Raw genomic sequence first — 20,505 nt, 5'->3', positions numbered from 1 at the left:
GCGCCGGGCGCCACGCTAGCCACGGGCTGCCCACGGCCCTTCGCCGGTGATGTTCTCCGGCGTGACGCGAGCGATCACCGCCGTTTCGGAGTACCGGTTCTCGAACGGGTACTCCTTGCCCAGGTACCGCTGTGCCTGCTTGTCCATCAATGCGGTCCACTTTTCGCCGATCCCCGGCCCGGTGATCTCTGCCCGTCCACGGATCACCAGGTACTGCGCAAGTCCCCGCCGGCTGGGCTGGTCGTCCTCGATGATCACTGTGACGCGGGGATCCCGCCGCAAGTTCGCCGCCTTGCGCTGGTACCCCTCCATCCCGATCAGCACCTGGTCGCCGTCGCGCTCGGCCCAGACCAGGGATGCCTGCGGTGAACCGTCCGCGTCGACCGTGACGAGGACTGCGTGGTTGTCGGTCGCGAAGAGTCGATGAGCGCTCTCAGGCAAAGGGATCATGCCGCCGACGCTAGCCAGCGCAACGGGAACCCCTCGGTACCCTTGGGCACTGTGGATGGCATCGGTGACGTCTTTCTCGCGGACTGTCCGGCGCGGCTGGCGGTCGAGGTGATCGCGGACAAGTGGGCGGTCGTGGTGCTGTGGGGGCTCAGCGAAGGGCCGCGGCGGCACGGCGAGCTGGTCGACCTGATCGGTGGGATCTCGAAGAAGGTCCTCACCCAGACCCTGCGCCGGCTCCAGACCAACGGGCTGGTCGCCCGCCACGACTACGGCGGTGTACCGCCCCGCGTCGAGTACGACCTGACCGACCTCGGCAAGACCCTGATGGAGCCGATCCGGATGCTCACCACCTGGGCCGCCGACAACGGGGAGGCCGTCCTCGCCGCACAAGAGAGTGCATAAGGTCGGGGGCATGGACTTCTCTCTCTGGCCCAGCGCCACCCGGACTTGGCAGGAAGTACTCGACGGCGCGGAGTACGCCGAACGGACGGGCTGGTCGGCCGTCTGGATGGCCGACCACTTCATGATGAACAACGGTGACTTCTCGATCCCGATGAACGAGTGCTTCGCGCTGCTGGCCGGGCTGGCGGTGAAGACCGAGCGGGTCCGGATCGGCTCGATGGTGCTCGGCAACACCTACCGGCACCCGGCCGTGGTGGCGAACCAGGCCGCGACGCTCGACCAGATGAGCAACGGCCGGTTCGTGCTCGGTCTTGGCGCGGGCTGGCAGGTCAACGAGCACCAGGTGTACGGGATCGACCTGCCGCCGGTGAAGGAGCTGCTGGCCCGGTTCGAGGAGGCCTGCCAGGCGATCACCGGGCTGCTCACCCAGGACCGTACGACCTTCGACGGCAAGTACTACCAGATCACCGAGGCGCCGCTGGAACCCAAGCCGGCCAAGCTCCCGGTGCTGATCGGCGCCTCCGGCGAAAAGGTTGCCCTGGGCATCGTTGCGAAGTACGCCGACGAGTGGAACCACTGGGGTCTGCCGGAGCTCGCCGAGCACAAGGGCAGCGTGTTCCGTGAGCACTGCGAGCGGATCGGCCGGGACCCGTCGACGGTCCGCCGCTCGACCCAGGCCATGATCGAGATCATCGAGCCGGGCGACACCGAGGCCGAGGGCCGGCGGGACAGCCTGCTCGCGGCCGGCCGCCCGACGATCATGGGCTCGGCCGGCTACGTGCTCGACGTGGTCTCCCGCTACCCCGCGGCCGGCATCGACGAGTTCCTGGTCCCGGACGGCTCGCTCGGCAGCGGTTCCAAGCGCTTCGACCAGCTCGAACGCCTACGCGAAGAGGTCTTCACCAAGATTTAGTGTCGCCACGACCGGCCAGTGGTCGCTCGGCAGGCGACCACCGGGCCGGTGGTGCGAGACCTCGGCGTCGACGACGTGCCAGTTCTTGCTGATCAGGATGTGGTCGATGCGTTCGCGGTCGGTGGCGCCGGTGAAGTCGTGGAAGGTGCCGCCGGCCCCGGCCGGTACGGCGTCCCGCCAGCCTGCCTCCAGGAACACCTTCAGGGGAAGGGATTCCGGCCCGACGTTGAGGTCGCCGAGCACGACCCAGTGCAGCTCCGGCTCGGCGGCCGTCCACCGATCGATCAGCTTCGACGACTCGAGCTGAGCCACCTCGCCGATGTGGTCGTAGTGCGTGTTGACGATCCCGGCCCGGGAGCCGTCGATGGTCGACAGGCGAACGAGCGTGGCGATCCGGGTGAGATCCGCATCCCACCCGACCGACCCCGGCGTCGACGGCGCCCCGGACAGCCAGCGCGTCTCGTGCGAGTCCAACTGCCAAGGACCGCGCCGAATCATCACCACCGAGTGCTCGCCCGCGTGGGCGCCGTCATCCCGCCCGGCCCCGACGATCTCGTACTCCGCGAACCGCTCGCGCAAGTACTCCAACTGGTCGGGCAGCACCTCCTGCAATCCGACCACATCGGCCGCCAGCTCCTCGATCGCGGCCGCGGTCGCCTCGCGCCGCAGTACCCACGAGTCGTCGCCGTCGGCCGCCGAGGAGTTCCGGATGTTGAACGTCGCCACACGAAGTCTCACATCGTCGATCCTGCCAAACCCATCGCGACCGTCGCTGCCCGGAGTCGCGGTGCGCTCGCTTCGATCGCCCGGTCCCGCCCCTGGGCGAGCGCCGCGTCGACCGCGCCGGGGTCGGATGCCAGCCGTGCGTACTCCTTCTGCAGCGGCTCGATCACGGCCAGTACGGCGTCGGCGACGTCGGACTTCAGAGCGCCGTACGTCTCGTACGAGCCGGCCAGTTCGACCGGATCGCCGTCGGTGCAGGCGGCCAGGATCTCCAGCAGGTTGGTGATACCGGGCTTGTTCTCCTCGTCGTGACGCACCTCCCCGTCCGAGTCGGTCACCGCACGCATCACCTGCCGGCGGATGACGTCCGGCGGGTCGAGCAGCCGGATCGTGCCGACGGCGTTGTCCTCGTCGGACTTGCTCATCTTCGCGGTGGGATTGGCGAGATCCTTGATCCGCATCGCCAGCGCCGCCTTCTGCAGCTGCGGTACGACGAACGTCTCGCCGTACTCCCGGTTGAACCGGATCGCGACATCGCGCGCCAGCTCGACGTGCTGGTCCTGATCGCCGCCGACCGGGACGCGATCCGTGCCGTACAACAGGATGTCCGCGGCCATCAGGCACGGATACGTGAACAGCGAGGCGCGGGTCATCGGTCTGCCCCGGCCCTTCTCCTTGTACTGGATCATCCGCGACAGCTCCCCGACGTACGAGGTGCACTCGAGCAGGTACGCGAGCTGAGCATGCGCCGGTACGTCGGACTGCACGAACACCGTGCCCGGCGGCAACCCGGCGGCGAGCATCAGCGTCGCCATCTCGCGGGTCAGCGTTCGCAGCCGGCGTGGATCGTGCCTGGTCGTCATCGCGTGCTGGTTCGCGACGAAGTAGAACCCGTCCGGGTCGGTGAACCGGCGCAGCGCACCGAGGTGGTTCCCGAGCGTGAGCCGGCCGGACGGGGTGATACCGGAGAGCGAGGTCATGGTCTTGTCCTTCGTCGATCGGGCCTCACCGACCGACGGGCACACGAAAAAGGCCGCCTCGGCGAGGCGGCCTGGTCGGTGCGCGTGAACGCAGGAGGGTCCGCCTAAGCGGCCCACCACTGCTGCAAGCTGAAAGCGTTCACCCGAAAACCATAGCCCGTCCCAGGCTCACACCGCCACCCGCCGCCGTCGGCGCGCGGCAGTCCGGCGGACACAACCGATCGGTTGAGCGCAAGCCCGTAGCGCGCTCGCGGGCTAAGGTCGGGGCATGAGCGGTGAGGCGATGCTGGTCTTCGACGAGGGTCTGACGGCGTACGACTTCGGCCATGGGCATCCGATGAGTCCGGTCCGGGTGGATCTGACGATCCGGCTGGCCCGCGCGCTCGGCGTACTCGATCAGCTGAAGGTGGTGCCCGCGCCGGTGGCGGACGACGCGCTGCTGCGGACCGTGCACACGGCCGAGTACATCGAGGCCGTCAAGCGGGCCGGGCAGGATCCTGATCACCCGGACCCGGAGCACGGGCTCGGCACCGACGACACGTACTGCTTCCCGCGGATGCACGAGGCGTCGGCGCATGTGGTCGGGGCATCCGTCGAGGCCGCGCGGGCCGTGTGGGAGGGCGACGTGCTGCACGCCGCCAACATCTCCGGCGGGCTGCACCACGCGATGCCGGGGATGGCCAGCGGCTTCTGCGTCTACAACGACCCGGCCGTCGCGATCCAGTGGCTGCTCGACCATGGCGCCGAGCGGGTCGCGTACGTCGACGTGGACGTTCATCACGGGGACGGCGTACAGACCGTGTTCTACAACGACCCGCGGGTACTGACGGTGAGCCTGCACGAGTCGCCGACGACCCTGTTCCCGGGCACTGGGGGGCCGGGGGAGACCGGTGGGCCGGATGCGGAGGGCAGTGCGGTCAACATCCCGCTGCCGCCTGGTACCGGGGATGCGGGCTGGCTGCGGGCGTTCCACGCGATCGTGCCGGACGTGGTGAAGGCGTTCAAGCCGTCGGTGCTCGTCACCCAGCACGGCTGCGACTCCCACGCCGAGGACCCGCTGGCGCACCTGACCAAGACGGTGGACGGGCAGCGCGCGGCGTACCTGGCCCTGCACGACCTGGCCCACCAGGTCTGCGACGGCAAGTGGGTGTCGACCGGTGGTGGCGGCTACGCGATCGTCGACGTCGTACCGCGCGCCTGGACCCATCTGCTGGCGATCGTGGCCGGTGAGCCGATCGACCCGGAGACGGCGGTGCCGGAGTCGTGGCGTGAGGACATCCGGCTCCGGTTCGACCGGGTCGCGCCGATGCGGATGACGGATGGCCGCGCTCCGACGTACGCGGACTGGTCGACCGGGTACAACCCCGACACCTGGCTGGACCGCTCGATCAAGGCGACCCGGGACATCAGTTTCCCGCTGCTCGGGCTCGATCCGACGTACTAGACCGGGCCCGGATCAGGCTGCTGCGACACTCTGATCCGGATGAACCATCCAGTCACACCAGGCACCCTCTTTCCCATTCGCACCAACAGCCACTACGCTCTGTTCATGCACGCGCGGAGGTGCCGGAGGGGAAGCCGGCGCACGACTCGTGCTGGAAGTGCGGTGCGTTATGGCATCAAAGAAGTCCGGTGGTGAGTCGCCGCTCGCCGAGGTGAAGTTCCTGACCGTGGCAGAGGTCGCCACGGCCATGCGCGTGTCCAAGATGACGGTGTACCGGTTGGTGCACTCCGGAGAGCTGCCCGCGGTGCGGGTGGGTCGGTCGTTCCGGGTGTCTGAGGGCGCGGTGCACGACTACCTCAAGGGCGCGTTTTTCCAAACCGGATAACCACGAGAAGCGAAAGCGGCCGGATCCCCGTGAGGGACCGGCCGCTTCGCCTGTCTGCCTTGCTGCCGACTAGCCGCGCCGTGCTGCCGGGCCGGTCGCCTGGTGGAGTGCGCGCAGCGCGGTGGTCGCGGCATCCAGCACCTCGGCCGGTACGCCCGCCCAGACCTCGGCATGCGCCGCGGCGCCCGCCAGCACCGCTTTCTCGGCCATCGCGACGCCCTCGTCGGTCAACCGGATCTGCGTCCCGCGCCCGTCGTCCGGATCGGGCTCGCGCACCACCAGTCCGCGGTTGGCCAGCTGATTGACCACGTTGCTCGTACCTCCGGACGACAGCAGCAGGCTCCGGCTGAGCTCGGTCGGCTTCATCCGGCACGGCTCGCCGGACCGCCGCAGCGTGCCCAGCACGTCGAACTCCGCCATCGTCAGCCCCAGCTCGGGCAGGACCGCTCGGGCCGACTCGTCCACCGCGGCGGCCAGCAGCAGGAGCCGCTTGGACAGCTCGGTCGTCGGGTGGAGCGCAGCAGGCAACTCGCGCTCCCACGCCGCGATCAACTGGTCTACCCGGTCTGCCGTCATCGCTCCCACCCGTCGCTCGCTTGGTTGACAGCTTATCTGCCTTTGGTGATAGCTTTCAATAAAGCTTTCTAGTGAGGGGATTGATCGGGGATGAACCGAACGCTGCTCCGTGGCGGACTCGTGATCGACACCGAGCCGATCGTGACCGTCCACCGCGACACCGACGTACTGATCGAGGACGGCCGGATCGCCGCAGTCGGGCCCGACCTGGCGGTGACGGATGCCGAGGTGATCGACGCGACCGACCGGATCGTGCTGCCCGGCTTTGTGGACACCCATCGGCACCTGTGGGAGACCGCGCTGCGGGGAACGGCGGTCGACATGGACCTGATGGGGTACATCGAGCAGGTGCTCGGTGGGTACGGTGCGAGGTACCGGCCGGAAGACGTTGCCACCGGCAACCTCGCGGGGGCGTTGGAGTGCCTGGACGCGGGGATCACCACAGTGCAGGACTACTCGCACGTGCAACACAGCCGCGACCACACCGACGCGGCTCTGGACGGCCTGGCCTCGAGCGGCATCCGCGCGGTCTTCGGCTATGGTCCGTCGGCGACGGCAGGCGCAGCGGTTGATCCGGCCGGGATGCGGCACGTCGTGGACCGGGCATCAGGGCTGATCACGCCGGCCCTCGCCGCGATCGGGCCCGCGTTCGCGCCGTTCGAGATCACCCAGGCCGACTGGGCCCTGGCGGCCGAGCTCGGCGTGCCGATCGTCGTGCACATCATGAGCGGCCCGCTGGCGCCGTACCCGCTGCAACTCCTGCAGGACAAGGGCCTGCTGCGCTCCGATGTCCTCTACATCCATGGCAACAACCTGCCCGACTCCGAGCTGAAGCTGATCGCGGACTCCGGCGCTGCGGTCGCTGTCACTCCGGCGGTCGAGGCGCGGATGGAGATGGGCGACCCGATCGCCGGCCGCCTGAAGTCCGCCGGTGTCACCACCGGCCTCGGCATCGACGTCGTCACCACCGCTCCCGGCGACATGTTCAACGCGATGCGCTCGGTCCTCGCCCTCGGCTACCAAACGCTGACCGCCGCCGAAGTACTCCGAATCGCCACCCTGGACGGCGCCCGCGCCCTGGGCCTGTCCGACCAGATCGGCTCGCTGCGCCCCGGCAAACAGGCCGACCTCGTCCTCCTCCGAGCCTCCGACATCAACCTGATCGGCGGCCTCCACGACCCGATCGCCACCGTCGTCACCTCAGCCCACCCGGGCAACATCGACACCGTCCTGGTGGCCGGCAATCCCGTCAAACGCGACGGCCACCTGCTCCACCCCGACCTCGAGTCCACCTTGGCGGCCGTCCGCAGTACCGCGGAACACCTCCGTGCAGCCTGAGTTCAGGCGAGTTTCGCTTGTATGGGCTGAATGATCTCTTCGGCCGCCCAGGTCGCGAGGCCTGGGCGGAACGGCTTCAGGAGATTCAGTACTACGTGCCCGACGCCGATGTCGGCGAGCTCCAGGACGGTACGCCGGGTTCGCTCGACGTCGTCGGGAAAGGCGTGGGTCTGGACCGACCAGGTGATCTCGCGTGGATCCCGGCCGATCGCCCGGCAGTGCTCGTCAAGAACCGTGCCCCGCTCGGCGATCAGCGCGGTGTCGTTGTGCGGCGGACCGGGGATGTTCCAGATGTCCGCGTGCTCGGCGACCACGCGGAGGGTCCGGTCGCCCCAGCCTCCCAGCAGCAGAGGCGGTCCGGGGTGCTGGACAGGCTTCGGCGAGCAGTAGTTCTCCCGCAGCCGGTAGTACTTCCCGTCGAAGTCGACGACCTCTTCGGTCCACAACCTGCGAAGGATCCGGCAGGTCTCGTCGAGTCGCGCGATGCCTTCGGCCGGCGGTACCAAGTCGAATCCATAGGCGGCGTACTCCGCCAGCGCCGGGTTCTCGCCGTCCTGGTGTGTACCGCCGACCCCCAGCCCGACCACCAGGCGGCCGTGCGAGATCGCGTCAACGGTTGCCGCGATCTTCGCCAGCATGGCGGGTGGCCGCAGCCGGTTGCTCGTCACCAGCAGGCCCATCCGCAAGCGCCCGGTCTGCGCGGCCAGGGCCGCCAGCAGCGTCCAGCCCTCGAAGATCGGCCCACCTTTCGGGCCCATCAACGGCAGCAGGTGATCCCACAGCCACGCGTCCCGGATCACCTCGACGGCGTCGGCCTCGTGCCAGACCGCCGCCAGTTCGTCGTACCCGATCTGCGCCGGCACCGTCTTGATCCCGAACTCCACCATCCACGCCTCCAGTTGATTAGCTGGACAAATAAAAGCCTAGTCGGCTAACGACCTCGCGTGCAACGGTGAAATCCGGTTGTCCGCGGCGGGGCCGGTGCCTAGGCTGCGGGCGTGATGCAGGAGGTGTTGGATATTCCCGGTCGTTCGCGCACGCGTTGACGTAGTCAGTCACCGCGTGCTGCCCACTCTGGTGGCACCGTGAGCCCTTTTCCCTGCCCAGGCAGGGCGGCGTGCTGGCCGCCCACCTCGGGAATCGCGCCGCGTTGTTGCTTGCTGCGCTGGGGTTGTGCCTTTCGCCGTTGACCTTTCTCCTCTCACCGCTGCGCAAGCTCAGGTGAGCCTGGGGAACAGCGGGGTCGCGGGCGGGAGGACGCCGTCGATCGGGGTGCACTGGGTGGTGATGCGGGCGGCTGCGCTGGGGAGGAAGGGGGACAGCTCGCCGGCTAGGGTCAGGCAGGCGTGGTGGAGGGTGGCCAGGACCTTTGCCAGCAAGGGATCCTGGGTCTTGGCCAGCTGCCACGGCTCGGTGGTTTCGATGTAGCGGTTGGCGGACTCCACGATGTCCCACAGTGCGGTGGCTGCTTTGCGGAAGTCGTAGTTCGCCAGGGCGGTCTCGATTTCGGAGGGTGCGTTGGCGACGGCCGTCCGGAGCTCGCCAGGGGCCGGTTGGAGGTTGGGTACGCGGCCGTCGTAGTACCGGTGGATGAGGGAGACGACGCGGTTGACGAGGTTGCCGAGGCCGCCGGCGAGGTCGGAGTTGCTGCGGGCGATCAGGCGTTCGCGGGTGAAGTCCGCGTCGCCGATCCTCGGGACGTCGCGCAGCAGCCACCAGCGGACGGCGTCGGTTCCGACTTCCTCGACGAGTTCGGCCGGGTCGATCGTCGTACCGGCGGACTTGCTGATCTTGCGGCCGTCGACGGTGAGATAGTCGTGGACGAGAATCTCGGTCGGTAGCTCGAGTCCGGCTGAGAGCAGCGTCGCGGGCCAGTAGACGGCGTGGAAACGGACGACTCCCTTGCCCAGCAGGTGAATCCGGTCGTCGGAGGTCTGCCACCAATGCTCCAGGTCGGGGCTGTCGGTGCCGTAGCCGAGGCTCGACACATAGTTGCCCAGGGCATCCCACCAGACGTAGACGACCTGGTCGGGATCGCCAGGGACCGGGATGCCCCAACCACGAGCCCGGCGCTGCGAGCGCGAGACGGAGAAGTCGTGCAGCCCGCCGTCGATCAGGGCCAGTACTTCGTTGCGCCGGGTGGCCGGCTCGATCCGCAGCTTGCCGGTGGTGATCAGGTCGCGGAGCTGTTCGGAGTACCGGGAGAGGCGGAAGAACCAGTTCTCCTCGGAGACGAGTTGGGGCTCGGTGCCGTGGTCGGGACAGCGGCCGTCGGTGAGGTCTTCGGGCTGGTAGAACTGCTCGCAGCCGACGCAGTACAGGCCCTCGTAATGCTTGCGGTAGAGGTCGCCGGCGTCGGCGCAGCGCTGCCAGATGCGCTCGACCCCGACGCGGTGGCGGGGATCGCTGCTGGTCCTGATGAAGTCGTCGAAGGACAGGGCGAGTGGCTCGCGCAGCTCTTCGAAGGCCGCGGCGTTGCGGTCGACGAACTCCTGTACTCCGATGCCCTCCGCCTCGGCGGCGAGCACGTTCTTGAGGGAGTTGTCGTCCGTTCCGGTGAGGAAACGGACTTCGTCGCCGCGGCGCCGGCGATGCCGGGCGAGGACGTCGGCCTGGACCAGTTCGAGGGCGAACCCCAGGTGCGGGCGGGCGTTGACGAACGGGATGGTGGTGGTCAGATAGGAACGCGTCATCGGAATCTCCTGCTGGGATGGAAGGAGAGCCGGGACGACGCCGCCCGGTGAAACGCGAACGAGGCCCCGACTCGGGGCCTCGGATCGACTACGTCCGTCGCTGAACCCCGCGCTGGCGGGGCATCATCTGCTGCGACGGGAAGCTGTTCACGCCTTCGAGATTACCAGGCTGGTGGTTGAGCCCCTAGTCGATTCGGCGGCCGCGGAAACTGTCGGTGGCCGGTGCTTGAGTGGAACCCGGTGAGGAAGCTGGGAGGCGGTCGGCATGAAGGTACGGGTGGAGCGGGATCTGCTGGTGGAGTCGGTGGCGTGGGTGGGCAAGAGCCTGCCCAGCCGGCCGAATGTGCCGATTCTGGCGGGGTTGCTGATGGAGGCGTCGGAGGGGGAGCTGACGCTGTCGGGGTTCGACTACGAGACGTCGCATCGGGTCACGCTGCCGGCGCAGGTGGCTGATCCCGGGCGCTGCCTGGTGTCGGGCCGGCTGGTCGCCGACATCGTGAAGAGCCTTCCCCATCAAGCGATTGACTTCAGCGTCGACGGAGCGAAGGCACTGCTCACCTGCGGCACGGCCCGCTTCACGCTGCAAACCTTGCCGGTGGACGAGTATCCGGAGCTGCCGGCACAACCACCGACCAGCGGTGCCCTCCGCAGCGACGTCTTCGCCCAAGCAGTCGCCCAGGTGGCCGGCTCAGCCAGCCGCGACGACACCATGCCCACCTTCACCGGCGTCAGCATGGAGATCGAAGGCTCGACGATCACCCTGCTGGCCACAGACCGCTACCGCCTGGCCATCCGAGAACTGGAATGGGACCCAGCCACCCCGGAGCCAGTGTCAGCGACGATTCTGATTCCGGCTCGGGTGCTTTCGGATACCGCCAAGGCGATGACCGGCTCGGCGCTCACGCTGGCTCTCGACCAGGAGGCCGCCGGCGGGGACGGTCTGGCGGGGTTCTCGGGTGAGGTTTCCGGTGGCTGTCGATGGACGACCACACGATTGCTGGACGGGAGTTTTCCCAAGGTCCGCAATCTGATGCCGGCCGCGGATGCGATCCAGACCCGGGTCCGGGTCGGTACGGCGACGCTGGTCGAAGCGGTGAAACGCGTCGCCCTGGTGGCCGAGCGCAATGCGCCGATCCGCATCACCTTCAGCGAGGAGGGAGCAACCCTCGACGCCGGCAGCGGTGAGGAAGCCCAAGCATCGGAGTCCATCGAGGCCCGCCTGAGCGGTGAACCGGTGACGGTCGGTTTCAATCCGGCGTACCTGCTGGACGGCCTGCACGCGATCGGCACCCCAGTCGCCCAACTCGCCTTCACCCACCCCACCAAGCCCGCCGAACTGACCGGCGCCACCGACCTGGAAGAAGAGCCCCTGACCAACTTCCGCTACATCCTGATGCCGGTCCGCCTCCACAACAACTGACCGCCTGGCCCTGATAACCCGTATTATCGTCACTCTCGACGAGGCGGGGGGCGGCAGCATGGGATTCGACAGCCGGAAGTTGTCAGCGGATTTCGATGACGACTTCGACGAGTACGGCGAGCCCGGTCCGCTCAACCACAGCGCGCTGGAGCGACTGAAAGCAGCTCTCGGCGAGAAGCTCGAGCGCGCCAGACCCGCCGAGGCAGAGCGGTGGGAACAGCAGCTCGAATCGGTGCACTCTGTCGGACTGGTGCCGCTCCTCGGCTGCCTGCGGCATCCCGATCCGGTGGTACGGCGGATCACCGCCTACCTGCTCACCTACGTCGACGACGACATCACGACGCAACTGCTGAACGCGCTGGCCGACGAACAGGACGCGGCCGCCCGGATGGCGCTCCTGGTCAGCCTCGCCGACCGGGACGCCGGCCGAGTGCTGGCCTTCACGGAACCGGGCAACTCCGACACGGACCGGCTCGGCGCCGCGTACGGGCTGACATTGCGGCACCGGCAGGCCGATCCGGCATCGCGGCCCGCACAGGCCGAGCTGCCGTTGCTGAATCGACAGACCGAGGGTGGGTCGGAGATCCCCGAGCGGGTGCTCGACGCGCTGGTGCTCTGCGCAGGACCGGCCGGCCGGACGATGACGATGGAGCTGCCGTGGGCGGAAGGCGGCGGCTCGTGGGCACTCTGGGCGGTTCAACCGACGCTGCCGCCGACTGCTCTGCGGTACTGGCTGCAGCGCATGCTCGACCTCCCCTGGGCGACCGACCCGACGCTGTTCGGGAATCCTGGCTCGCTCGTCCTGATGGCCACGCATCTGTACCAGACGCATCCGGACCTGGCGATCGAGCTGGTGCCGCGGATCATCGACCTGGTGGCGACGACCGATCTGGGGATCGTGTCGACCGGCGTACCGGACCTGATGGCCTGGTTCAAGGATCGGAAGGGACCCGACGGCCCGATCCCCTGGGACCGCAGCGATCGGCGGCTGGTCGTCCTGCTCGACCAGGTGGCGAACCTGAACGACCGCACACCGACGCTCGGACTGCGGAGGATCCTCGTCGCGGCCGGGCATCCCCGAGCGGAGCAGTTCCTGCTGGAGTTGGTCGACCGGCGGCTCTCGAACGAGTCGAGCGAGGTGCTCGGGTCGGCCGCCGGGCACGCGACCGCACTCACCCCACCGCTGGTTGCGCGATTCCGGCAGGAGAAGCAGTTCGACCAGCTCGAACGGTTGGTGGACGCCTTCCCGGACAAGCAGGCGGTGCGTCCCGAGCTGACCGCGAAGCTGCTCGCTCTGCTGCGGTTCAGCGAGGGTCAGACCACTCGCAACCCGGACGTCATCAAGGTGATGGTGATGCTCTGCCAGCAGCTCGGGCGGGTCGGCGGGGCGGATCCAGCGGTACGCGCTGCCCTGCTGACGGTCTGCGCCGGGAGTGATCTGGAGTCGCGGGCCTGGGCGGCCAGGGCGTTGATGGACCTGAGGCACCCGGCCGATGAGGTCGTGCCGATCCTGGTCTCGGTGATCACCGACCATCCCAGGCGGTCGACGAAGGTGCCGCCGAACGAGCCGGCTCTCGGTGAGGGTGGGATAGGCCTCGACTACCTGGCCCTGATGTGGATCGATCAGCTCGGACCGGCCGCGCGGGCCGCGGAGCCGGTACTACGGACGCTGCTGTCCGAGGTGGACCCGAGCCCGTGGGTAGACATCCGCGTCCAGGCCTCCAAAGCCTGGTTCAAGGTGACCGGCGACGCCGAGACCGCTGTTCGCGTCCTCGTCGCGGTGCGCGAGACCAAGTCGCTGGGCGACGGGGCTGTCCTGGAGATCTCGCTGATGACCCCGGTACTCCCGATCCTGAACGAGCTCGCGGCCGAAGGGAGTGCCCAGGCCGCGCGGCTGGCAGCATGGCTTGGGTGAACGGACCAGGCCCACAACGGCTAGCGTTGATGGATGGCGGTGTTGGGGACGTTCGAGGATGACGACTACCTGCCGGAGTTCGGCACGCTGACGGTGCGGGACGCCGCCAGTGGCCACGTCGAGTATGTCGACGCCGGGCTGCTGGAGCAGTACGCCACCGAGGCTCAGCCGTGCGGGACGATCGCCCGCGCCGGCGCCGGCTGGCTGGAGGCCGCCTCAGGCGACCTTCCCTGTCACGTCCGCATCCAAGTCCACGACAGCACACCGAACCTCGACGAACCACTCGAGTGGGTGGAGCTGGTCGAGCTTCCGTATCGGAGCGCCAGTGGTGTGGTCGGTCTGACCTCGGTGACGGGCTCCTGGCCCGAGGAGCATCTCCCGCTCGGCGCGCCGGGGTCGTACCGGGTCCGCGTCGCCCACCAAGAGCTCCCTCGACCGACTGCGACAGATGAGGCCGGGGAGCCAAGAGGGCCTTGGAGCTTGTGGCAGTTGGATTTCTGGCCGGTCGCCGAGGTGGAGCCACCGCGCTGGCTTCGACGGAGCAAGCCGGCCGTGCCGGCGGGGGACCCGGGGTGGGGCTATCTGCTCGGATATGAGGCAGCCGGGATGATCACCACTCTCGAGTACGTCAGCGGACGGGACGACGGGACGTCCTTGGAGGAGCTGGCGGAGTGGGCCTCGACCCACTCGTGGGGCGACGACTGGCTCGACCAGCCACTCACGCCGGCCGACCGGGCGTACCAGCTGATGACGCTGGCAACCGTCGCCGAACAGCTCGGCCGAGCAGAGCCGACCAGCCGCCGGATGCTGCCGCCGCTGTTCACGGCACTCGGCTGTCTCACCTTCGGTGGCGACCGCTACCGCCGATCACCAGTTGAGCCGCTACCTCAGGAGGTTCTGCGGATTCCACCCGAGACGCTGACCGCGCTCGAGACCTACCAGAGCATGGCCAAGTACACCTCCTTCACCTCCGACCTGATGACGATCGCCTTGTGGGGCGGCGCCGATCAGACCACCGTGGCAGCCCTCGCGGAGCGCACGCTCGCCTCGCCGGAGGAAGTACGAGGAGCACTCGGCGATGCCGTACTACGCAAGCTGATGGCCGTTGAAGGCGACCCGGCCGGAGAGTTCACCCTGACCGTGTTCCCGGCCCAGGCGCACTGAGTCAGCGCCAGATGCTGTCGCTGATCGCCAGGCCCAGATAGGCGGCGCCGAGGCCGGCCAGGATGCTGGCCGTGACGTTGGCGACGGCGGCGAGTCTGGCGTTCTGTTCCCACAGCCGCAGCGTTTCGTACGAGAACGTCGAGTAGGTCGTCAATGCGCCGCAGAACCCGGTACCGACCAACAGTTGCACCCAATGCGGAGCATCGGCCGCCGTGCTCGCGCCCACGACGAAGCCCAGGATCGCCGAGCCGACGACGTTGACGGTGAACGTGCCCCAGGGGAAGTCACTGTCGTGCCGCGACTGAACCGCGCGATCAGTCAGATACCGCAGGGGAGCACCGGCAACAGCACCCGCGATGACGAACAAGACCTTCATCGACGGCTCCGCCGGACGAGCGCGCGCGTGACATGCGTACCGGCGAAGACGGCGGCGATCGCCCCGGCCACGGTCGCGAACAGATAGCCCACCGCGATCAGCGCATGCCCGTCGGCGAGCAACCGCTGGAGGTCGACGGCGTACGTCGAGAAGGTGGTGAACCCGCCGAGGATCCCGGTCCCCACGAACGGCCGCAGCAACCGCTGCCCGATCCACACCTCGGACACCAGCACCATCAGTACGCCGATCAGCGCACACCCCACCACGTTGATCATCATCGTTGCCCAAGGCCACGATCCCGCGGCGGCCGGCCACGCGACGCCAACGCCATAACGCGCCGACGCCCCGATCGCACCACCGGCCGCGATCGCCCCGACCACCGCGGCCTCACCCCGCCGGACCGGTACTACGCCCGCCGGGTGCCGCAGATCGACGTCGGAGTCAACCGGCTCCCGCGGCGACGGATCCTTCTGCACTCCCACCTCCCGGCCTTGGTGACAGCACGATAGCCCGCTGGATCAGCACCGGACGGAAATGCCTCGTCCGCGGACCGGCGGGTAGGAGAGGATGGCGAACATGACCGAGATGACTGGTGTACGGCTGGCCGGTGACGGACTGATCCTGCGGGAGTGGGTGGAGGCGGATCTCCCGGCGATGGTCGAGTTGTTCGACGATCCGGCCGTGGCGTACTGGACGCCGCTCGTGACACCGTTCGACGAGCAGGCGGCGAAGGCTTATCTCGAGGTGGCACAGGCGGACAACGGACGGATCCAGTTGGCGATCACCACCGACGGCGAACGGCCGCTCGGCGAGGTGCTGCTGATGCCGAAGACGCTGAGTGTCGGGTACTCCGTCGGCTCGCAGTTCCGCGGGCAAGGCCTCGCAGTACGGGCCGTGAAGCTGATCACCGCGTACGCCCATGAGGTCGCTGGAATGCCCCGGGTGCTCCTGGAGATCGAGGCCGAGAACGAAGCCAGCAACGCGGTGGCTCGTGGGGCCGGCTACGAGTTGACCGACGCTGAGCCCGCACCGGTGACCGAGAAGGGACGCGACCTGCTGCTCTACACGTGGGAGCACCTCGCCTGAGCGGCCGCGCGGTTCAGTTTCGGCGGGCCTTCAGGGCGAGGGCGTGCGGGACCGGCATGCCTTCGGGCTCTTCGACGCGTTCGAGGGTCAGTTCGGGGCGGAGGAACGCGTTGAGTAGGTCCGGCAGGGGGAGATGGCGCATGCCGACGCGCTTGCGGATGCCGTCGTCGGCCCAGGCCGGTGACTCGTCGTGCCAGCCGGGGGTCCGGTACGACGGGTGGATGAGCCGCGTACCGTCTTCGTTCCACTGGACATGCGGGCCGTTGAAGGCCGGGTGGACCCCGTAGCAGACCAGCAACCCGCCAGGGCGTAGTACGCGGACCGCCTCGCCCAGTGCGCTCGGGAAGTCATCTAGGTCGGTGGAGATCCACATCGCGATCACGGTGTCGAAAGAGCCGGCGGCGAACGGGAGCAGCGCCGCGTCCGACTCGATCAGCGGGCCGTCGGTGCGGGTGCGGGCCAGCCGGAGCTGGTCGGACGAGCGATCCACCCCGACCACCGTGCGGCCGCTGTCGCGGATGGTGTCGAAGTTGCGCCCGGTCCCGCAGCCGAGGTCGAGGCAGGGGCCCGAACCGGGGCCGAGCAGCTCCAGCAGACCGGGCTGGTGGCGGGGTGCTCCGACGACGAAGCGGGCGTCGTACCAATCGGCTAAACCGTTGTAGCGAGCGCCCATCGAGGCCTCCCCAGTCGACGAGAAACCATCCTATCCAGGCGGGCGACCAGCCTCACTTAGGTCAGGGAGGTGACCTGCAGGTAGTCTTTCCTGACGCTCTCTTTAAGTTTGGAAGGTCCAACTGTGGGTTCTGTAATCAAGAAGCGCCGTAAGCGGATGGCGAAGAAGAAGCACCGCAAGCTGCTGAAGAAGACGCGGGTGCAGCGCCGCAAGCTCGGCAAGTAGCAGTTCCCGCCGTCCTGGGATCCAGGGCGGCGTTGACGGAGTTGTTGCTGTCTGGCTGGGGGTCACTCGTGGCACAGGTAGTGATGGTTACCGGCGTCTCTCGAGATGCCGGTGCTCGTTGTGCCCGCAGACTCGCTGCCGATCCCGGGATTGACACCGTGATCGGCATCGATGTGGTGCCGCCACGCGCCGAGCTGGGCCGGGTCCGGTTCGTCCGGGCGGACATCCGCAACCCCGTCATCGCGAAAGTCATCGCCGGTGAGGACGTCGACACAGTCGTCCACACGGGCGTCGTGGCGACCCCTGGCAGCGCCGGGGGACGGTCGTCGATGAAAGAGATCAACGTCATCGGCACCATGCAGTTGCTCGCCGCGTGCCAGAAGGCGCCCGGCGTGCGCAAGCTCGTGGTCAAGTCGTCGACCACGGTGTACGGCGCCGGTCCGCGCGACCCCGCGATGTTCACCGAGGAGATGGCGCCGCGGGCGATCCATCAGACCGGGCTGAGCAAGGACGCGGTCGAGGTCGAGGGGTACGTGCGCGGGTTCGCCCGGCGCCGCCCCGACGTCTGCGTCACCACCCTGCGGATGGCCAACTGGATCGGCCCGCAGACCGACTCCCCGATCACCCGGTACTTCGCGATGCCGGTCGTGCCCACCGTCTTCGGCTTCGACGCCCGGCTCCAGTTCCTGCACGAGAACGACGGCGTCGAGGCGATCCACCACGCGACCGCGCACGATCTGCCCGGCACCTTCAACCTGGCCGGCGACGGCGTGGTCACGCTGTCCCAGGCGATCCGTCGCCTCGGCCGGCCCGCGTTCCGGCTCCCGTCGTTCACCGCGGCAAGTACAGCGGCCGTTGTACGCCGGGCCCGGCTGGCCGACTTCTCGCCGGACCAGATCACCTTCCTGACCTACGGCCGCGCGGTGGACACCACCCGGATGCGGGCCGAGTTCGGTTTCGAGCCGGAGTACACGACCGCCGGCGCCTTCGACGACTTCCGCGCCCACCTCGGTACGGGCGCCGTCACGCAGGCCTCCCGCCTGCTCACCGCTGGACTGAGCGCCGGGTTGGGAGCACTGCGTGGCTGACGCCGACGTCATCCCGATCGGATCGGGCGGCCGCCCAGGCCGCGGCAGCGGACGCCGCACCACCCCGTCCGCCGCAGCCCGCGCCCTCGCGGGCCCCGAAGCGGTCAAGGACAGGGCAGAGCGAGCCCGCAACCGGACAGCCAAGGCCCGTGCTGATGCCGAAGCCGTCCAGCCGGCTGAGCTCGGCAAGGCGAAGCGGCCCGGCAAGGCCCGGGTCGGCAAGGGCACTGCCGGAGCTCGCGGTCAAGCAGCCGAGCACGGGCCGGCCGATGACGCCCCGGGCGTGGGCCCATCGGCGGCAGCGGCAGAGGAGCTGGCGGCCGGGTTCGGCCCGCAGGCCGGCGACTTCGGCCAGACCAGTGCTGTGCCGCGCGGCCTGAAGGACTTTGCGGCGTTCGAGAAGATCGTGCGGGAGACGTTGGGGGCCGACGGGGAGCGGCAGCTGGCCGAGTTCCTGGCGTTTTTGCGGCGGCGGCTGACGGGGGAGTACGAGGTCGACGAGTTCGGCTTCGATCCCGACCTGACCGACCACGTGATGCTGAAGTTCCTGCGCCCGCTCGCGGAGAAGTGGTTCCGGGTCGAGGTGCGCGGGATCGAGAACATCCCCGAGACCGGCAGCGCGCTGATCGTCGCGAACCACTCCGGCACGATGCCGATCGATGGGCTGATCACCCAGCTGGTCGTGGCCGACCACACGAACCGGCCGCTGCGGACGCTGGCCGCTGACCTGGTCTTCAAGACTCCGTTCGTCGGCGAGCTGTCCCGCAAGGGCGGGGCGACACTGGCCAACAACGACGACGCCGAGCGGCTGCTCCGGCAGGGCAACCTGGTCGGGGTCTGGCCGGAGGGCTTCAAGGGACTCGGTAAGCCGTTCAGCGAGCGGTACAAGTTGCAGCGGTTCGGTCGCGGCGGTTTCGTCAGCGCGGCCATGCGGACCGGCGTACCGATCGTGCCGTGCTCGATCGTCGGCGCCGAGGAGATCTATCCACTGGTCGGCAACATGGCGTCGCTGGCTCGCCTGGTCGGGGTGCCGTACATCCCGGTCACACCGTTCTTCCCGCTGCTCGGCCCACTCGGGCTGATCCCGCTGCCGTCGAAGTGGCTGATCGAGTTCGGCGAGCCGATCCGCACCGACGAGTTCCCCGACGGCGCCGCCGACGACCCGATGCTGGTCTTCAACGTCACCGACCAGGTCCGCGAAACCATCCAGCAGACCCTCTACACCCTGCTGATGCAACGCCGCAGCGTCTTCTTCTAACCCCGCCCCGCTGCCCCACCCCACCCCACCCCACCGCCCGAGCGCCGACTCGCAAAGCCGACGTTTGAGGGGTTAACCCCTGAGATGGTGGGTTGCCTAGCCGGAATCTGACGGGGCAACCCACCATCTCAGGGGTTAACCCCTCAAATGACGCGCGAGAGAGCCGGGCCGCGACAGGCGGGCGACGGCGGGCGGGGGGCGGGGGCAGTGGGGATGCGGTGGGGACGCGGTGGGGATGCGGAGAGCCCGGCTTCCGAGGGAAGCCGGGCTCTTCGGGTGGTGATCAGTTCCAGGGTGGCAGGAGCGTCTGGAGGACGCCCGGCAGGTTGATCGTCGGGAGGTTCAACGTCGGAAAGGGCCAGGGCCAGCTCGGGGTGCCGGGGGTCGGCAGCGTGGGGACGGTCGGTCCCGACGGTGTCGAACTCGGTTTCGTCGATGGCCTGGGTGGCGTCTTCAGGTCGGTCGGCCGGGTGGTCGGCTCCTGGACGATGGTGGTGTCCACCGGCTGGGTGGGAACCGTGGTGACCCCGGAGCTTGGCGGCTTGGCCGACGGCGCTGTCGTGGTCTTGCCGGTCGGCGACGAGCCCGCCTTGATCGGCGTGCTCGGCTCCGTGCCGGGGTTGATCGCCGGGGCCGGGCCGCTGTTCTTGGCCGGCTTCGGCTTGTCGCACTTCGGGCAGGCCCGCGCCGTGACGCCGGCCTGCTTCTCCAGCATCGACAACGCCTCGACGGCCGGTTTGAGCGACTCGGGCGGCAGTTTCGGAGCGAGCTCACCGATGGCCTGGCGGGCGCTGGTGATGAACGCGGTGACCTCCGCGATGGAGGCCGGATCGCCGTCCTGCTGGTACGACGCGACGAGCCTGGTGATGCCCTTGCGGGCCTGGATGGTGAAGTCCGCCAGGGTGCTGTTGATGGTGGACACGTCGCCACCGTTGTTCACCAGCGCCTGGATCTCGGTCAGCCTGGTCTTGGCGTGGTCGAGCTCGCGCCGGCCCCGGGAACCGTCCCCGACGCTGACGTTGGTGGAGACGTTCTCGATGCCGCGCTTCATGCCGTACAGCGCGTCGCCGGGCATCGCCTGCTGAGCGGCGGCGGCAGAACCGATGCCACCTCCGAGCAGGACCAGCGCGGCGGTACTGGCCACCAGCCGGATACGCCGGCCGTGACGATGGCGGATATCTGTCACGGACGCGTCGTCGTCCTCGCGCTCGGGCGGATCGTCCGAGTTCTGCGGAATGCTGGGTACCACGGTCGGAGTCGTGGTCGCGGCTCGCGCCGCGGCCTGCTCGAGGAGGCGGTGCCTCAGCTCGGCAGCGAACTCCGGTCGCGGTGTCACTGCGCCGGCGGTCCTCAGCCGTCCGACCAGCTCCACAGCATCCATCAGCTCAGGGTCATC

At 68.7% G+C, this 20,505-nt stretch carries 22 protein-coding genes; 12 read left to right on the top strand and 10 right to left on the bottom strand.

The features are described 5' to 3' along the window. Positions 1-15: 15 nt before the first annotated feature. Entirely contained in the window at positions 16-450 is a 435-nt protein-coding gene (locus ABD768_RS12780) for a TIGR03618 family F420-dependent PPOX class oxidoreductase (protein ID WP_344840504.1), read from the bottom strand. A gap of 51 nt (positions 451-501) precedes the next feature. Here ABD768_RS12780 and ABD768_RS12775 point away from each other — a divergent pair, with 51 nt between their 5' ends. Together ABD768_RS12775 and ABD768_RS12770 are read left to right on the top strand one after the other, a co-directional pair. Then, positions 502-852: a winged helix-turn-helix transcriptional regulator gene (locus ABD768_RS12775; RefSeq protein WP_343975652.1), complete on the top strand. Its 351-nt coding sequence runs from the start codon at positions 502-504 to the stop codon at positions 850-852. 10 nt (positions 853-862) lie between these two features. Further along, positions 863-1,765, top strand: coding sequence for a TIGR03560 family F420-dependent LLM class oxidoreductase (locus ABD768_RS12770; protein WP_344840502.1), 903 nt, complete (start codon positions 863-865; stop codon positions 1,763-1,765). Here ABD768_RS12770 and ABD768_RS12765 read toward each other — a convergent pair. Both ABD768_RS12765 and trpS read right to left on the bottom strand, forming a co-directional pair. Next, positions 1,736-2,503, bottom strand: a complete 768-nt coding sequence (locus ABD768_RS12765) for an endonuclease/exonuclease/phosphatase family protein (RefSeq protein WP_344840500.1) — start codon at positions 2,501-2,503, stop codon at positions 1,736-1,738. The two genes, ABD768_RS12770 and ABD768_RS12765, sit on opposite strands and share 30 nt — an antisense overlap. Next, positions 2,500-3,468, bottom strand: a complete 969-nt coding sequence (trpS, locus tag ABD768_RS12760) for a tryptophan--tRNA ligase (RefSeq protein ID WP_344840498.1) — start codon at positions 3,466-3,468, stop codon at positions 2,500-2,502. The genes ABD768_RS12765 and trpS overlap by 4 nt, the downstream gene beginning before the upstream one ends. 268 nt (positions 3,469-3,736) lie before the next feature. Here trpS and ABD768_RS12755 point away from each other — a divergent pair, with 268 nt between their 5' ends. Both ABD768_RS12755 and ABD768_RS12750 read left to right on the top strand, forming a co-directional pair. Continuing rightward, positions 3,737-4,912, top strand: a complete 1,176-nt coding sequence (locus ABD768_RS12755) for an acetoin utilization protein AcuC (RefSeq protein ID WP_343975664.1) — start codon at positions 3,737-3,739, stop codon at positions 4,910-4,912. A gap of 169 nt (positions 4,913-5,081) precedes the next feature. Continuing rightward, a complete protein-coding gene (locus ABD768_RS12750) occupies positions 5,082-5,297 on the top strand; it encodes a helix-turn-helix domain-containing protein (protein WP_343975667.1) in 216 nt (71 codons plus the stop codon). A 69-nt stretch (positions 5,298-5,366) separates the two neighbouring features. Here the strand turns inward: ABD768_RS12750 and ABD768_RS12745 are convergent, their stop codons facing one another. Further along, positions 5,367-5,873 carry a MarR family winged helix-turn-helix transcriptional regulator gene (locus ABD768_RS12745; protein WP_344840495.1) on the bottom strand — a complete coding sequence of 169 codons (507 nt, stop codon included), beginning with the start codon at positions 5,871-5,873 and terminating at the stop codon, positions 5,367-5,369. Between the two features lie 90 nt (positions 5,874-5,963). On the opposite strand from ABD768_RS12745, the gene ABD768_RS12740 reads away from it, so the two are divergent. Continuing rightward, a complete protein-coding gene (locus ABD768_RS12740) occupies positions 5,964-7,211 on the top strand; it encodes an amidohydrolase family protein (protein ID WP_344840493.1) in 1,248 nt (415 codons plus the stop codon). Positions 7,212-7,213: 2 nt separating this feature from the next. Here the strand turns inward: ABD768_RS12740 and ABD768_RS12735 are convergent, their stop codons facing one another. Together ABD768_RS12735 and metG are read right to left on the bottom strand one after the other, a co-directional pair. Then, complete coding sequence (locus tag ABD768_RS12735) at positions 7,214-8,098, bottom strand: LLM class flavin-dependent oxidoreductase (protein ID WP_344840491.1); 885 nt, start codon at positions 8,096-8,098, stop codon at positions 7,214-7,216. Positions 8,099-8,428: 330 nt separating this feature from the next. Then, positions 8,429-9,904: a methionine--tRNA ligase gene (gene metG / locus ABD768_RS12730; RefSeq protein ID WP_344840489.1), complete on the bottom strand. Its 1,476-nt coding sequence runs from the start codon at positions 9,902-9,904 to the stop codon at positions 8,429-8,431. 265 nt (positions 9,905-10,169) lie between these two features. On the opposite strand from metG, the gene dnaN reads away from it, so the two are divergent. The 3 genes from dnaN to ABD768_RS12715 are packed head-to-tail and all read left to right on the top strand — an operon-like array spanning position 10,170 to position 14,403. Beyond that, the gene (gene dnaN, locus ABD768_RS12725; protein WP_344840487.1) at positions 10,170-11,324 is read left to right on the top strand and encodes a DNA polymerase III subunit beta; all 1,155 of its coding nucleotides are present in this window, start codon (positions 10,170-10,172) and stop codon (positions 11,322-11,324) included. A 58-nt stretch (positions 11,325-11,382) separates the two neighbouring features. Further along, entirely contained in the window at positions 11,383-13,239 is a 1,857-nt protein-coding gene (locus ABD768_RS12720; protein WP_344840485.1) for a hypothetical protein, read from the top strand. Positions 13,240-13,272: 33 nt separating this feature from the next. After that, entirely contained in the window at positions 13,273-14,403 is a 1,131-nt protein-coding gene (locus ABD768_RS12715; protein ID WP_344840483.1) for a DUF6042 family protein, read from the top strand. Position 14,404: 1 nt separating this feature from the next. On the opposite strand, the gene crcB is transcribed toward ABD768_RS12715, so the two are convergent. Further along, the gene (gene crcB / locus ABD768_RS12710) at positions 14,405-14,779 is read right to left on the bottom strand and encodes a fluoride efflux transporter CrcB (RefSeq protein ID WP_343975690.1); all 375 of its coding nucleotides are present in this window, start codon (positions 14,777-14,779) and stop codon (positions 14,405-14,407) included. Then, positions 14,776-15,255, bottom strand: a complete 480-nt coding sequence (locus ABD768_RS12705; protein ID WP_343975693.1) for a fluoride efflux transporter FluC — start codon at positions 15,253-15,255, stop codon at positions 14,776-14,778. Before ABD768_RS12705 ends, crcB begins: the two co-directional genes overlap by 4 nt. Positions 15,256-15,355: 100 nt before the next feature. On the opposite strand from ABD768_RS12705, the gene ABD768_RS12700 reads away from it, so the two are divergent. Beyond that, positions 15,356-15,865 carry a GNAT family N-acetyltransferase gene (locus tag ABD768_RS12700; RefSeq protein WP_344840481.1) on the top strand — a complete coding sequence of 170 codons (510 nt, stop codon included), beginning with the start codon at positions 15,356-15,358 and terminating at the stop codon, positions 15,863-15,865. Between the two features lie 13 nt (positions 15,866-15,878). Here ABD768_RS12700 and ABD768_RS12695 read toward each other — a convergent pair whose 3' ends face one another. After that, entirely contained in the window at positions 15,879-16,538 is a 660-nt protein-coding gene (locus ABD768_RS12695) for a class I SAM-dependent methyltransferase (RefSeq protein WP_344840479.1), read from the bottom strand. Between the two features lie 123 nt (positions 16,539-16,661). Between ABD768_RS12695 and ABD768_RS12690 the strand changes: the two genes are divergently transcribed. The 3 genes from ABD768_RS12690 to ABD768_RS12680 all read left to right on the top strand — a co-directional run bounded on the left by ABD768_RS12690 (position 16,662) and on the right by ABD768_RS12680 (position 19,109). Further along, the gene (locus ABD768_RS12690; RefSeq protein ID WP_008356322.1) at positions 16,662-16,763 is read left to right on the top strand and encodes a 30S ribosomal protein bS22; all 102 of its coding nucleotides are present in this window, start codon (positions 16,662-16,664) and stop codon (positions 16,761-16,763) included. 83 nt (positions 16,764-16,846) lie between these two features. Beyond that, positions 16,847-17,851 carry an NAD-dependent epimerase/dehydratase family protein gene (locus tag ABD768_RS12685; RefSeq protein ID WP_343976834.1) on the top strand — a complete coding sequence of 335 codons (1,005 nt, stop codon included), beginning with the start codon at positions 16,847-16,849 and terminating at the stop codon, positions 17,849-17,851. Then, entirely contained in the window at positions 17,844-19,109 is a 1,266-nt protein-coding gene (locus ABD768_RS12680) for a 1-acyl-sn-glycerol-3-phosphate acyltransferase (RefSeq protein WP_344840477.1), read from the top strand. Before ABD768_RS12685 ends, ABD768_RS12680 begins: the two co-directional genes overlap by 8 nt. Before the next feature lie 283 nt (positions 19,110-19,392). Here ABD768_RS12680 and ABD768_RS12675 read toward each other — a convergent pair whose 3' ends face one another. After that, positions 19,393-20,490: a DUF5667 domain-containing protein gene (locus ABD768_RS12675; RefSeq protein WP_344840474.1), complete on the bottom strand. Its 1,098-nt coding sequence runs from the start codon at positions 20,488-20,490 to the stop codon at positions 19,393-19,395. Positions 20,491-20,505 lie beyond the last annotated feature (15 nt).

This window comes from Kribbella ginsengisoli, from assembly GCF_039537185.1.
Taxonomy (GTDB): Bacteria; Actinomycetota; Actinomycetes; order Propionibacteriales; family Kribbellaceae; genus Kribbella; species Kribbella koreensis.
Note: the sequence above shows the minus strand (reverse complement) of the source record. Positions and strands in the feature narration are given on the sequence as shown.

What these genes read in the sequence shown, in the direction of transcription:
- dnaN (WP_344840487.1), top strand. Translation starts at nt 10,170, where the DNA reads ATGAAGGTACGGGTGGAGCGGGATCTGCTGGTGGAGTCGGTGGCGTGG.
- ABD768_RS12715 (WP_344840483.1), top strand. Translation starts at nt 13,273, where the DNA reads ATGGCGGTGTTGGGGACGTTCGAGGATGACGACTACCTGCCGGAGTTC.
- ABD768_RS12735 (WP_344840491.1), bottom strand. Translation starts at nt 8,098, where the DNA reads ATGGTGGAGTTCGGGATCAAGACGGTGCCGGCGCAGATCGGGTACGAC.
- ABD768_RS12740 (WP_344840493.1), top strand. Translation starts at nt 5,964, where the DNA reads ATGAACCGAACGCTGCTCCGTGGCGGACTCGTGATCGACACCGAGCCG.
- ABD768_RS12770 (WP_344840502.1), top strand. Translation starts at nt 863, where the DNA reads ATGGACTTCTCTCTCTGGCCCAGCGCCACCCGGACTTGGCAGGAAGTA.
- crcB (WP_343975690.1), bottom strand. Translation starts at nt 14,779, where the DNA reads ATGAAGGTCTTGTTCGTCATCGCGGGTGCTGTTGCCGGTGCTCCCCTG.
- ABD768_RS12700 (WP_344840481.1), top strand. Translation starts at nt 15,356, where the DNA reads ATGACCGAGATGACTGGTGTACGGCTGGCCGGTGACGGACTGATCCTG.
- ABD768_RS12755 (WP_343975664.1), top strand. Translation starts at nt 3,737, where the DNA reads ATGAGCGGTGAGGCGATGCTGGTCTTCGACGAGGGTCTGACGGCGTAC.
- ABD768_RS12745 (WP_344840495.1), bottom strand. Translation starts at nt 5,873, where the DNA reads ATGACGGCAGACCGGGTAGACCAGTTGATCGCGGCGTGGGAGCGCGAG.
- ABD768_RS12675 (WP_344840474.1), bottom strand. Translation starts at nt 20,490, where the DNA reads ATGGATGCTGTGGAGCTGGTCGGACGGCTGAGGACCGCCGGCGCAGTG.
- ABD768_RS12750 (WP_343975667.1), top strand. Translation starts at nt 5,082, where the DNA reads ATGGCATCAAAGAAGTCCGGTGGTGAGTCGCCGCTCGCCGAGGTGAAG.
- trpS (WP_344840498.1), bottom strand. Translation starts at nt 3,468, where the DNA reads ATGACCTCGCTCTCCGGTATCACCCCGTCCGGCCGGCTCACGCTCGGG.
- metG (WP_344840489.1), bottom strand. Translation starts at nt 9,904, where the DNA reads ATGACGCGTTCCTATCTGACCACCACCATCCCGTTCGTCAACGCCCGC.
- ABD768_RS12695 (WP_344840479.1), bottom strand. Translation starts at nt 16,538, where the DNA reads ATGGGCGCTCGCTACAACGGTTTAGCCGATTGGTACGACGCCCGCTTC.
- ABD768_RS12780 (WP_344840504.1), bottom strand. Translation starts at nt 450, where the DNA reads ATGATCCCTTTGCCTGAGAGCGCTCATCGACTCTTCGCGACCGACAAC.
- ABD768_RS12685 (WP_343976834.1), top strand. Translation starts at nt 16,847, where the DNA reads ATGGTTACCGGCGTCTCTCGAGATGCCGGTGCTCGTTGTGCCCGCAGA.
- ABD768_RS12720 (WP_344840485.1), top strand. Translation starts at nt 11,383, where the DNA reads ATGGGATTCGACAGCCGGAAGTTGTCAGCGGATTTCGATGACGACTTC.